The organism is Nocardiopsis halophila DSM 44494, assembly GCF_000341245.1.
GTDB lineage: Bacteria > Actinomycetota > Actinomycetes > Streptosporangiales > Streptosporangiaceae > Nocardiopsis_A > Nocardiopsis_A halophila.
This window is the reverse complement of record NZ_ANAD01000205.1, coordinates 1-11,449: the sequence shown is the minus strand read 5'-3', so window position 1 is coordinate 11,449 and position 11,449 is coordinate 1. Positions and strand designations below refer to the sequence as shown.

The following is an 11,449-nucleotide window of genomic DNA, read 5'->3' as shown; positions in this document are numbered from 1 at the left end:
GGCCCCCCACTCTCGCCTGCCCTCCCCCGCGCAGCGCTCACCCGGTGCCACGGCCCCGGGTCGTCGACCGCCGATACGAACGTCCACACGCGAGAGGCCCGTGGGCACTGTCGGCCCGGCACCGGACGGCGGAAGTCTGGAAGCAGGGCGGACAGCATGCCGCCGCCCCGGGGACGGGCCGTCCTCCCCTCCGCGTCCGAAGGAACGGGAACGATGCTGGTAAACGCGATGATGTCGCAAGCAGAGGTGCTCTTGGACGAGGAGACCCCGGTGCGTGAGGCCGCCCGCCTCTTGGCGGAGAACCGCTGTGACAGCGCCCCGGTCGTCGACGCCTCCGGTGCACTGACCGGAATCGTCACGGAGAACGACCTTCTCACCGACCTTTTCGAAGCCGACGCCGATGCCTACGCCCGCGCTCTGGAGGCCCGGGCCGCACCCGGTGTGCACCGCGTGAACGCGGCGATGGCCCGCGCCGTGGTGACCGCCGCCGAGGACGACGATGCCTGCGAACTGAGCCGGCGCATGTTCGAGACGCGTATCCGCTGCGTTCCTGTGTTGCGTTCCGGAAGAGTGGTCGGCCTCGTGCGCCGCCGCGACATCATGCGCCTGATGATGCGCCCCGATGCGGATGTCGCCGCTGACGTCCGAGCCGAGCTCGACCAGCGCCTCCCCGATCCCGGGGAGGTGGAGGTGACCGTTCTCGATGGTGTCGTCGAGGTCGTCGGCGCCGCGGACCCGCAGGCGCGCCGGGGCATTGAGGCGCTGGCACGACGGATTCCCGGCACCCGCAGAGTCGTGTTCCCTCAGCGGGCCGCGCCCGCACCGCGCGAGCACGGCGGGCAGCAGGGGCACGCACCTCTGCGCAGTGGTCTCCACGGCTGAGGCGTCGTCCGAGCGCTCCGAGGAGAAAGGCCCGGTCATCACGGTCCGCGCCGACGCCCCACCCTGGTGGGCGCCCGACCGGTACAGCTCCGGGGACGAGCCTCCGCCCGTGGTCGACAGCAGCGACACACAGGGCGCACGGGTCGGTTTGGTCGGCCGCCTCCGCAGCATGGGACGCTGCGCCGACACGGCACGGGCCGCACCTTGGGCGGGCGGATCGACCGGGTCGAGGACGTGGACTCCGTCGGGGGCAGTGCCGGTCCCCCGGACGCGGCACGGCGGTCCGCGATGACCACGGGACAGGTACCGAGAAGGAGGGGCCGTGCTGGTCAACGATGTGATGACCACGCCGCGCGTGGTGCTTTCAGCAGAGACGACGGTAGGTGATGCCGCCCGTCAGTTCGTCGAGCGGGGTGTGGCGGCCGCCCCGGTGCTCGACGGCGACGGTGCGCTCCTCGGCATCGTCACGGAGATCGATTTCCTTCGGGAGCGGTACGAGCCCGATCCGCGGGCCTCGGCACTGCCGGCGGCGGAGCCTGCATCGGGGTTGGCGGAGCGCGTCGCCGACGTGATGACGCGCGATGTGGTCACCGTCACGGAGAACACCGACGCGGCCCGGCTGGTCGACCTGATGGTGCGCGACCGGATCCGGTGGGTTCCCGTGGTGCGCGCGGGGCGTGTGGTGGGCATGGTGGGCCGTGGCGACCTGCTGCGGATGCACTGGCGGTCCGACGCCGAATCCACCTCCGACCTGCGCTCCGCGCTGGCCGAGGGGGCGCCCTACATGCGGCGGTGGTCGGCCGAGGTACGCGACGGGGTGGCGCACCTGGCCTGTGGCGACGCCACCCCCGGAGAGCGCCGGACCGCGGTCGGCATCGCACGGACCGTCGCGGGTGTGAGTCGCGTGGTCGTCGAAGGACCATGATGCGCGGCGGGCCGCCCGCTGGAGCAGGGGACCGCCCGGCGGCCGGTCCGCGGGACCGATGGCCCTGTCGGGGAGGATATCCGGCACTCTCCTCCCCGGTATTGGTCTCTGCCGGTTCGGACATCGATCGGGTGTGCTGGAGGTAGGGACCGCGGAGGGTCCGTCCCCCTTCCGGCCCCTCAGAAGCGACGGCCGGACCGGCCGCCCCGGAATCCGCGGGCTGCACGGGCCGGAGCCGCGGAGACTGCCACCGACCGGAGCTGACGATGATGGAATCGCCCGACATGCGCACCACCGAACCCACGCCCCTGCAGGCCGCCCTGGAGGCCGGCGAGCGGGCACCGTCCGTGTGCAACACCCGTCCCTGGAACCTCAGCGAGGAGCGGGGGCGCATCATCGTCGCCACCGACCCCGAGCGGCTCCTGGACGTGGCCGACCCCCGGGCAAGGGAACTGGTCATCAGCTGCGGGGCCGCGCTCTACAACATCCGGGTGGGGATGCGCGCCCAGGGGAGCGTCCCGGAGGTCGCGATTCTGTCCGACGCCGAACGCCCCGGGCGGCTGGCCGAGGTCGCGCCGGGACTCGCGGTCCCACCCGACGAGGAGTCCCGCGCACACGCCGCGGCCATTCCCCGGCGCCGCACCCACCGCGGCCCGTTCTCCGCCGACATCGACGACGTCATGCTGGCCCGCGACCTGACCGCCGCCGCGGCCGCCGAAGGCGCGACCCTCCAGCCGCTGACCGCTGAGCCGCTCATCCGCGCGCTCTCCGGCTTGGTCACCGCCGCTGAGCACCTCCACCGCCACGAGCGCGTCCGGACCGCCGAACTCGCCCGCTGGGTGCGGTCGGCCGGAAGCCGGAGGGCCGAGGGTGTTCACGCCGGCGACTTCCCGCCCGACCCGGACAGCGGCCTGTTCCCTGGCCGCGACTACGGGCAGCAGCGCATCCGCGGCATGCTCGACGTGCAGGGGACGGTCACCGGAACGGTCGCGCTGCTGACCACACCCGGCGACACCCGCGGCTCCTGGATCGCCGCCGGACAGGCACTGGAGCGGGTGCTGCTGGCAGCCGCGGCCGAGGGCGTGGCGGCGGCGTTCCACACGCAGCCGCTGGAGGAAGAGGCGCTGCGTTCCTTCATCGCGGAGCGGATCTGCGGCGGCGCATACCCGCAGATGATCCTGCGACTGGGGCGGCCCCGGCCGCGCGGGGCCCGGCCTGTTGCGCCCTCACGGCCGCACTGACCCGGGCTTCCACCTGCGGCGAGGAGGGCCCATCGCCCGTTCCGCCCCTGGCCCCGGCGGGACGCTGGTCGATGTGCGGTCGCCTGCGGCCGCGGCCCGTGTCCCGGCATCGGACGTCAAGGGTCGGCGAACGCGGGCCGTACACGGATGACGGTTCCGCAGGCCGCCGCCCTCCGAGCCGCAGAACCGGCTCGGCACCGTCATGCCGGCTCGCGGCCAGGGGGTGACTCCTGCTCAACACGGTGGTGGGGACCGGTTCCCGTCGGCCCGGGAGACCGCGACGCGCGGAACGAAGGACTTCCATCCGGCGCCCGTGATCGCCTCCTCCCCCGGAACACCGGTCCGTTCGTGCTCCGGACGCCGACGCGACCGGCCCACTCGCTCCTTCTCTCGGCGTGTCAGCGGCATGGTGCCCACGGCCGCTACCGTCCCCCTCGACCGTGTGCACCGGCCCCGGGACCTCCGCCATGGCCCAAAGGCCCGAATGCCCCATGGCCCATCGGTGTCACATGCGTGACCGTGTGCAGAACGACCGTGCGCAGAAAGAGCGCGACCGACCGGACGAACGCCGAACACGGGGGCAGGGCGATGACAGGACCGCACACCGCGCACAGCGGCGACATCGGACGCCGTGTCGTCCAGCGCCGCATGGAGATGGGGCTGTCCCGGGGCGAGGTGGCCGAGCGCAGCGGGATGGACCCGGGATACATCGCCTACCTTGAGACGCACCCCGCTCGTTTCAGCCGGGAGTCGCTGTACCGGCTGTCGCAGGCACTGCACACCTCCCCCGACCACCTGCTGGGAACCGACACCGACACGCCGCCCGGAAGCGCTGCCACGGCGGTGCCCGAGCCGGAGGTCACCGTGCTGACCGGTGAGGAATGCCTGGAGCTGATCAGCCCCGGCGGCGTGGGCCGCGTCTCCTTCACCGAGGCCGAAGGCGCCGCCCCGGTCGTGCTTCCGGTCAACTACGGCGTCATCGACGGCACCGTGGTCGTGCGTACCGCCGTCGACGGGGCCATCGCCCAACATGTCGGCGACCCCATGAGCTTCCAGGTCGACAGGCTCGACGAGACCATGAGCGAGGGATGGAGCGTGCTCCTGGCCGGACGCGCCCGCCTCATCGGCGACGACGCCGAACGCGCCGCCCTACGCGAGCGCCGCCCTCTGCGCCCGTGGGCGGGCGGCGACCGCGAGGCCTGGATCCGCATCGACGCCGGGCGGGTCACCGGCCGCCGCGTGGGAGGACGCGGCATGCACGCATAGGGAGGTCCGGGGCGCCGACGGTTCTTGGCCGCCCAACGCACCCGATGTCCGGATGTGCCCGGGGCGCGGTGACCTCGGTCCCGGCGAGACGGTGCGGCCGCCCCTGCCCCTCACGCAGGGAACGGGCGTTCTCTGGAATGGCCACCGCACGTCCCTGAAAGGACACGGACATGACGTCACGGAACATCCACCGGCCCCCCGTCGCGGCCGATGCGCCTCGCGACATCGTCGCCTCCCCCGCGGCCCGTGCGGTCCTCGCCATCGTCCGACTGGCGATCGGCTGGATCTTCCTCTGGGCCTTCCTGGACAAGCTCTTCGGGCTGGGATTCGCCACCCCTGCCCAAGGCGCCTGGCTCAACGGAGGCAGCCCGACCCGGGGTTTCCTCACCGAGGCCACTTCAGGGCCCCTCGCCGGGTTCTACCAGTCGTTCGCCGGCGCCGCCTGGGCCGACTGGCTGTTCATGCTCGGCCTTCTCGGCATCGGCCTGTCCTTCCTCCTGGGCATCGGCATGCGCATCGGCGGGGTCGCCGGTGCGATCATGCTGGTGCTGATGTGGAGCGCCGCCCTCCCGCCGGAGAACAACCCGTTCATGGACGACCACCTCGTCATGGCGCTGGTGATGGTCGGCCTCGCCCTCGTCCACGCGGGCGACACCGCCGGCCTGGGCCGCTGGTGGAACGGCCTGGCCATCGTCCGCCGCCTCCCAGCGCTGCGCTGAGGAACCTCCGGGCGGACGCGTCGGCCGTGTCCTTCCGGCGGCCGCCCGGACGGCGACGCCCGTCCAGCAATGCACGGGGGAGAGAAGGGGAAGTGGAGCACACCAGTGGCGCGCTGATCGTGCCAGAGGAGACCACGGCAGTGGCGTTCGCCTTGGACGGGGTCATCACCGACACCGCCTCCATCCACGCCGCCGCCTGGAAGCGCACCTTCGACGACTTCCTGCACTCACGGGCCCGTGCCGTGAGTGAGCCGTTCGTCCCCTTCGCACTGCGCGACGACTACCTGGCGTACATCGACGGCCGCTCTCGCCTGGACGGCGTGCGGGCCTTCCTCGCCTCGCGCGGAATCACGCTGCCCGAGGAGCACACCGGCGCCGATCCGGGCAGCCTGACCGTCGCCGCGCTGGACGACCGCAAGGAGCGTTTCTTCCTCGACTACGTGCGCACCTACGGCGTCACCGCCTCCCCCTCCACGCTCACGCTGCTCAAGGCCCTGCGGCACGCGAGGATACGCACGGCGGTCGTGTCGGCCGACCGCAACAGCGCCGCGATCGTCAAGACGATCGGCGCCTCCGAGCTGTTCGACGTGCGGGTGGACGGTCGCGACGCTGAACGACTGCACCTGCCCGCCANCCGGGGGGCCCCCCCGCCGCATGGGCGCTCCCCCCGCCCGCACCGCCGTGGTGGCGGACTCCCTGGTCGGGGTGGAGGTCGGCGTACGCGGCGGCTTCGGCATGGTGGTCGGGATCGACCGTGGCGGCCAGGCGGCCGGGCTCTTCGCCCGCGGCGCCGAGGTGGTCGTCTCCGACCTCGCCGAGCTGACCGTGACAGGGGCGGGCGCATGAACCCGTGGCCGCCCTCCTATGAGGACTTCGCTCCCGAGGACGAAGGCCTGCGCGAGACCCTGTGCCCCTCGGTCCGGCTGCTTCGCCACACGCCGCGCTGCGGTCAGCGGCCCGGCGCCACCTCTGTGGCGGGAGTGCGCGAGGGAGATCGATGCCACCGACGACCGGCGCTTGCCGCGTCTCCACCTGATCCACCTGCTGCAGACGCTCCCACCGCCCAACCTCGGATCCGGGCGGCTCGGGCATGCCCGCCCCTCGGCACGAGGGCTTCTCCGGGCGCGCTGGGCGGGGCCGGTGGCAGGGCGCGGGCCTGCCCTGCGCCGCGGTCGGCGGCTTCGACCACTCGCAGGCCAAGGCGTTCGTCGTCGCCCTGTTCCGCTCGGTCGCCTCGGACAACGGTGGTCGGGGCCTCGTCGGCTTCCGCTTCCGGGGCGGTCGGGATCGTCGCGCTGTCGGGCCCGTCGGCTGCGTTCTCAGGGTCTGATCCCTGCTCACGCCTGAGTCCGCATATCAGCGGCTCGAACGCGCCCGCCAGCGCGACCGCACGGGCCCGGAGATGAGGATTCGTTCTCCATTGCAGGTCATCGACCATGCTCAGGAGCCGTACGCCGACGAGTGCTACCGCGCTCCGCAATCCCCCGGACGCTTGTGGAGACAGTACTCCTCCGGAGTCGTCACGGCCTTGAGGACGTAGGGGCCATGGCGCGGCTCCGGGGCCGGGCTCATTCCAGAGGGCGGAACCGCGGGTCCCGCTTCTCCAGGTAGCTGGCGACGCCCTCTTCGGAGTCGGGGTGGCGGAAGGCCTCGGCCATCAGGGTCTCGGCGTGGGCGACGGCGGTCGGGAAGTCGGAGTCCATGGCGCGCATCACCTGGTCCTTGATGAGGCTCATCGAGGTCGGCGAGGACAGCCGGGCGAGTTCATCGGCGTAGGCGACCGCGGTCTCCACCAGGGACTCGGGCTCGACCAGGCGGTCGACCAGCCCGAGGGACAGCGCCTCCTCGCCGCGGACCAGCCGGGCGGACAGGAGCAGGTCCAGGGCGCGGCTCTGTCCGACCAGGCGGGGAAGGATCCAGGCGATGCCGTACTCGGCGATCAGGCCGCGCCGGGCGAAAGCGGTGCCCAGCTTGGCCTCCGGTGTGCAGAAGCGCAGGTCGCAGTAGAGCGCCTCGACCAGGCCGAGCCCCACGGCCGCACCGTTGATCGCGGCGATCAGGGGCTTGCGCAGGAAGAGGGGGCGCTCCCGCGGGCGCTCCCTCTCGGGCGGCTCGACGGAATCCGGGCCGCGCGTGCCGACCTTCTGGAGGTCCTCGAAGTCGGCCCCGGCGCAGAAGCCGCGGCCCGCCCCGGTGACGACGACCGCACGGACCCGCGGGTCGCCGTCCGCCTCGTCGAGGAGGTCGAAGTAGCGGTCTTCGAGCGCATAGGTCCAGGCGTTGAGCCGGTCGGGGCGGTTGAGGGTGAGCAGGAGGACCGCGCCGCGGCGTTCGGCGAGGACGAGGTCGGAGGGCGGTGTCTCGGTCATTCGGGTGTCCTTGTCCGTGGATGGCGGCCTGGGCGGGGGCGGGCGGAGGGCGGTCGGTGGCGGCGGGTGGCGGGTGGCGGGACCGCCCGTGATGGGGACGGGCGCGGCATCGGCCCGGAGTGCGCGGTCGAGGGCCCCGGAGGCTCCCGGACGGCGGTGCGCCCGGTTCCTCGACACGGCCCCTAGTCCACCGCGCCCTCGAACACACGGCGCGGGGTTCCGACCAGCATCCGGTCGAGCTGGTCCTCGTTGACACCGCGCTCGCGGACGTACGGGACGACCTCTTCGTGCAGGTGCAGGTAGTTCCATTGCGGGAGGAACGCCATGACCTCCGGGTCGATCCAGTCGATGTAGCAGGAGGCGTCCTGGGAGAGGATCATCCGGTCCGCGTAGCCGCGCCGGCACATCTCGACCAGCGTGTCCGCCCGGGCCTCGAAGGTGGTCTCCAGGTAGAGGCCGAACCGGTCCATGCCGAGCACGAACCCGGCGTCGGCGAGCTCGGACAGGTGGTCGCAGTCGGCGGTGTCGCCGCTGTGGCCCAGGACGATCCGGCCGGGAGGCACGCCCTCCTCGTCGCACATGACCCGCTTCACGTGCAGGCCGGTGCGCGAACCCGGGTGAGTGTGCACGGTGACCGGCACGCCGGTCCGGTGGTGGGCGCGGGCCACGGCCCGCATGATCCTCTCCACGCCGGGGGTGAGGCCGGGCTCGTCGATCGCGCATTTGAGCATGCCCGCCCGGACGCCGGTGTCCGCGATCCCCCCGGTGATGTCCTCGACGAACATGTCGGTCATCGGGTCGGGGACGTCGGTGCCCAGCGCCTCGTTGAGGGCGGGGCCGCGGTGCCGGAAGAAGAACGGGACCCGCTCGTAGGCGTACACGCCGGTCGCCACCACGATGTTGAGCTCGGGCACCCGGGCGGCGACCCGCTGGATGCGGGGGATGTACCGGCCGAGGCCGATCACCGTCGGGTCGACGATCGTCGTGACGCCCTGGGCGGCGAGGGCCTTGAGCCTGGCGACGGCGTCGTCGACGCGGGCCTGCTCGTCGCCCCACTCCCCGGGGTGGTTGATCTGCACGTCGGTGGTGAGCACGAAGACGTGCTCGTGCATGTAGACGGTGCCGAGGGCGGAGCTGTCGACGGGGCCGTTGACGGTGGGGACGGTGGTCACGCGCGCAGCTCCTTCTTGAGGATCTTTCCGGTGGGGCCGACGGGGAGGGCGTCGAGGAAGCGGACCTCGCGCGGGTACTTGTAGGCGGCCAGGCGTTCCCGGCAGAACGCGGTCACCTCGTCGGCGGTGGCGGTGCTCCCGGGCTCCAGGGCGACGTGGGCGACGACCTCCTCGCCGAGGCGGGCGTCGGGCCTGCCCACCACGGCGGCCGCGGCGATGGCGGGGTGGGCGTAGAGGACCTCCTCGATCTCGCGCGGGTAGACGTTGTAGCCGCCGCGGATGATGAGGTCCTTCTTCCGGTCGACGATGAACAGGTAGCCGTCCTCGTCGGCGTACCCGAGGTCGCCGGTGTGGAACCAGCCGTTCCGGAACACCTCGGCGGTGGCCTCGGGCCGGTTCCAGTAGCCCTTCATGAGGTTGTGGCCGCGGATGACGATCTCGCCGACGTGGTCGGGCCCCGGGGGCAGGGGCCGGTCGTCCTCGTCCACGATCCGGGTCTCGACGCCCCGGATCGGCTTGCCGATGGAGCCCACCTTGCGCTCCTCGGCGCTGATGTTGAACGTGGTGGTGCTGGCCGTCTCCGACAGACCGTACCCCTCGAGGACCACCGCTCCGGGGAAGGTCTCCTCGAACGCCCGGATGACCTCGCCCGGGATGGCCGACCCGCCGGAGACGCCGACCCGCAGGGCGGACAGGTCCCGTCCGGCGAGGTCCTCCTGGAGGAGGGCGACGTACATGGTCGGCACGCCCGAGAAGACCGTGCAGCGGTGCGCCTCCATCGCGTCGACGACCGGTCCGGGCTCGAACCGGGGGACCAGCGCGAGCGTGCCCCCGTAGCGCACCGCGACGTTGAGGACGCTCGACAGGCCGAACACGTGGAACAGCGGCAGGACCGCCAGGCCCACGTCGTCGGACCGGAAGCCGAACAGTTCCCCCGCGACGGTGCAGTTCATGTAGAGCTGGTGGTGGGTGAGCTCGGCGCCCTTGGGGCTGCCGGTGGTGCCGCTGGTGTAGAGCAGGACCGCGGTGTCCTCGGCCCGGGTCGGCTCGATCTCCCCGGTGTCCTCCGCGGCGAGGAGGTCCTCGAACGGCAGGGTGCCTTCGGGGGGCTCCGGGTCGCCGACCACGTAGACAGCGGCCTTCGTGCCGGCACGGAGGGCCTCGGCGGTGAGCGGCCCGAAGGTGACGAGCACGCCCGCCCCGGCGTCCTCCACCTGGTAGGCGATCTCGGGCGCCTTGAGCAGCGGGTTGAGCGGCACCATGACCAGCCCCGCCTTGAGGATCCCGAAATAGCAGAACAGGAACTGCTCGACGTTGGGCAGCTGCACCGCCACCCGGTCGCCCGGCACCAGGCCGAGGCCGCGCAGGCCCGCCGCCACCCGGCCCGACACCTCGTCGACCTGCTGGTAGCTGAAGGCCGTGCCGCCGCTGTGGCACAGCGGCTTGGCCGGTTCGGCCAGCCGGGATTCGCGCAGGATCGTCGCGAGATTGAAGCCCATGGTCGCCTCGCTCCTCTTTGCATGCCGACCGTTCGGTATGCCTCCGATGAATATCGGCGCGCTTCTCCGGCTGTCAATGGGGGTGCTCCGGCGGAAGCGGGGGCCGGCACGGCCGTGAAGCGGTCTGAAGGCCCTCCGACCGGGCCCGAGCGAGTGGGGGCGGGAGGAGCCGGCCCCCGCTCGGTCCGCCGGCGGGGGCGGGCGTCCCGGCGGGGCGGGCCGAGGCGAATACGAGGGGGGAGGCATGGCCACGATCGCACATGCACGTTCCCATGCCCTGCCCCATGCCGGGCGGGGGCTCATCATCTCAGGTCTCGGCGGCGGGGTGGTCTTCGGCGCGCTGATGGCGGTGACCGGCATGCTGCCGATGGTGGCGATGCTGGTCGGTTCCGAGAGCGCGGCCGTCGGCGCCGTCGTCCACCTGGCGGTATCGGCGGCGATCGGACTCGGCTTCGGCGTGCTCGCCGGCGCCGTCGCCGACCGGGCGCGGACGGTCCTCCCCGCCGGTCTGCTCAGCGGCGTGGTGGGTCCTGGGCGCGCTCGTGCTCATGCCCGCCTTCCCGGGGATGCCGCTGTTCATGCTCGGCCCGCCCGCGATGATGCGCCTCATGGGCCCCGCCGTCCACGGCCTGGTGACCGCCGCGTTCCTCTTCGGGCTGAGCCGCGCGCACGTCTGACACCCACCCGACCGGGGGCACGGGCGCAGCCGCCCGTGCCCCCGGTCTCTGGTCGGGGCCGCCCCGGGGCGGCCCCGCCTTCCGGGCGTCAGTCGCCGCCCGCCAGGTCGTTCAGCGCGTCCTCGATCCCGCGGTGGAATGTGGGGTAGGCGTAGATCATCCCCCGCAGCACCTCCACCGGTGTGCGCGCGTGCACCGCGACCGACAGCGCGCCCAGCACCTCTCCCCCGTTCGGCCCGGCGGACGTGGCGCCCACCAGCACGCCGGCGCCACGGTCCTCCACGAGCTTGATGAACCCGTCGTTGCCCGCCTTGTGGATCCACCCCCGGGCCGTGGACGGCACCTGCGCCGATCCCGTGCGCACCTGGAGCCCCTTCTCCCGGGCCTGGGCCTCGGTCAGGCCCACCGCGCCCACCTCGGGGTCGGTGAAGGTGACCCGGGGCAGCGCCCGGTAGTCGGCCGTGGGCCCGTTCCCGCCGGTGAGGATGTCCTCGGCGGCGATGCGCGCCTGGTAGACCGAGACGTGGGTGAACGCGCCCTCGCCGACGATGTCGCCCAGCGCCCACACCCCCGGCGCCGCCCGCATCCGCCCGTCCACGGAGATGGAGCGCGCCGAGGTGTCCAGACCGACCGAGGACAGGCCGAGGCCGTCGAGGTCGGAGCGGCGCCCGGTGGCCACCAGCAGCCGCTCGGCGCCCA

At 72.8% G+C, this 11,449-nt stretch carries 12 protein-coding genes; 7 read left to right on the top strand and 5 right to left on the bottom strand.

Annotated elements, in window-relative coordinates:
* Positions 1-213: 213 nt before the first annotated feature.
* From D450_RS0123345 to D450_RS35495, 6 genes are all read left to right on the top strand, one after another.
* Positions 214-882 carry a CBS domain-containing protein gene (locus D450_RS0123345; RefSeq protein ID WP_017541048.1) on the top strand — a complete coding sequence of 223 codons (669 nt, stop codon included), beginning with the start codon at positions 214-216 and terminating at the stop codon, positions 880-882.
* 322 nt (positions 883-1,204) lie between these two features.
* Entirely contained in the window at positions 1,205-1,807 is a 603-nt protein-coding gene (locus tag D450_RS0123340) for a CBS domain-containing protein (RefSeq protein ID WP_026128733.1), read from the top strand.
* A 284-nt stretch (positions 1,808-2,091) separates the two neighbouring features.
* Positions 2,092-3,048 carry an Acg family FMN-binding oxidoreductase gene (locus D450_RS0123335; RefSeq protein ID WP_241483259.1) on the top strand — a complete coding sequence of 319 codons (957 nt, stop codon included), beginning with the start codon at positions 2,092-2,094 and terminating at the stop codon, positions 3,046-3,048.
* 588 nt (positions 3,049-3,636) lie between these two features.
* Positions 3,637-4,314 (top strand): helix-turn-helix domain-containing protein, encoded by a 678-nt coding sequence (locus D450_RS0123330; protein WP_017541045.1) that lies wholly within the window; start codon positions 3,637-3,639, stop codon positions 4,312-4,314.
* A gap of 170 nt (positions 4,315-4,484) precedes the next feature.
* Positions 4,485-5,033 carry a hypothetical protein gene (locus D450_RS0123325; protein WP_017541044.1) on the top strand — a complete coding sequence of 183 codons (549 nt, stop codon included), beginning with the start codon at positions 4,485-4,487 and terminating at the stop codon, positions 5,031-5,033.
* A 654-nt stretch (positions 5,034-5,687) separates the two neighbouring features.
* The gene (locus D450_RS35495; protein WP_017541042.1) at positions 5,688-5,879 is read left to right on the top strand and encodes a hypothetical protein; all 192 of its coding nucleotides are present in this window, start codon (positions 5,688-5,690) and stop codon (positions 5,877-5,879) included.
* A gap of 722 nt (positions 5,880-6,601) precedes the next feature.
* Here D450_RS35495 and D450_RS0123305 read toward each other — a convergent pair.
* The 4 genes from D450_RS0123305 to D450_RS35490 all read right to left on the bottom strand — a co-directional run bounded on the left by D450_RS0123305 (position 6,602) and on the right by D450_RS35490 (position 10,623).
* Entirely contained in the window at positions 6,602-7,402 is an 801-nt protein-coding gene (locus tag D450_RS0123305; RefSeq protein WP_017541040.1) for an enoyl-CoA hydratase-related protein, read from the bottom strand.
* 182 nt (positions 7,403-7,584) lie between these two features.
* The gene (locus D450_RS0123300) at positions 7,585-8,574 is read right to left on the bottom strand and encodes a phosphotriesterase family protein (RefSeq protein WP_017541039.1); all 990 of its coding nucleotides are present in this window, start codon (positions 8,572-8,574) and stop codon (positions 7,585-7,587) included.
* The gene (locus D450_RS0123295) at positions 8,571-10,073 is read right to left on the bottom strand and encodes a long-chain-fatty-acid--CoA ligase (RefSeq protein WP_017541038.1); all 1,503 of its coding nucleotides are present in this window, start codon (positions 10,071-10,073) and stop codon (positions 8,571-8,573) included. Before D450_RS0123295 ends, D450_RS0123300 begins: the two co-directional genes overlap by 4 nt.
* A gap of 307 nt (positions 10,074-10,380) precedes the next feature.
* A complete protein-coding gene (locus tag D450_RS35490; protein ID WP_017541037.1) occupies positions 10,381-10,623 on the bottom strand; it encodes a hypothetical protein in 243 nt (80 codons plus the stop codon).
* Between D450_RS35490 and D450_RS35485 the strand changes: the two genes are divergently transcribed.
* Complete coding sequence (locus tag D450_RS35485) at positions 10,622-10,750, top strand: hypothetical protein (protein WP_017541036.1); 129 nt, start codon at positions 10,622-10,624, stop codon at positions 10,748-10,750. The two genes, D450_RS35490 and D450_RS35485, sit on opposite strands and share 2 nt — an antisense overlap.
* 88 nt (positions 10,751-10,838) lie before the next feature.
* Here the strand turns inward: D450_RS35485 and D450_RS0123280 are convergent.
* On the bottom strand, positions 10,839-11,449 hold a 611-nt coding region (locus tag D450_RS0123280), incomplete at its 5' end, for an FAD-dependent oxidoreductase (RefSeq protein ID WP_017541035.1).

What these genes read in the sequence shown, in the direction of transcription:
- D450_RS0123345 (WP_017541048.1), top strand. Translation starts at nt 214, where the DNA reads ATGCTGGTAAACGCGATGATGTCGCAAGCAGAGGTGCTCTTGGACGAG.
- D450_RS0123335 (WP_241483259.1), top strand. Translation starts at nt 2,092, where the DNA reads ATGCGCACCACCGAACCCACGCCCCTGCAGGCCGCCCTGGAGGCCGGC.
- D450_RS0123330 (WP_017541045.1), top strand. Translation starts at nt 3,637, where the DNA reads ATGACAGGACCGCACACCGCGCACAGCGGCGACATCGGACGCCGTGTC.
- D450_RS0123325 (WP_017541044.1), top strand. Translation starts at nt 4,485, where the DNA reads ATGACGTCACGGAACATCCACCGGCCCCCCGTCGCGGCCGATGCGCCT.
- D450_RS35495 (WP_017541042.1), top strand. Translation starts at nt 5,688, where the DNA reads ATGGGCGCTCCCCCCGCCCGCACCGCCGTGGTGGCGGACTCCCTGGTC.
- D450_RS0123305 (WP_017541040.1), bottom strand. Translation starts at nt 7,402, where the DNA reads ATGACCGAGACACCGCCCTCCGACCTCGTCCTCGCCGAACGCCGCGGC.
- D450_RS0123295 (WP_017541038.1), bottom strand. Translation starts at nt 10,073, where the DNA reads ATGGGCTTCAATCTCGCGACGATCCTGCGCGAATCCCGGCTGGCCGAA.
- D450_RS35485 (WP_017541036.1), top strand. Translation starts at nt 10,622, where the DNA reads ATGCCCGCCTTCCCGGGGATGCCGCTGTTCATGCTCGGCCCGCCCGCG.
- D450_RS35490 (WP_017541037.1), bottom strand. Translation starts at nt 10,623, where the DNA reads ATGAGCACGAGCGCGCCCAGGACCCACCACGCCGCTGAGCAGACCGGC.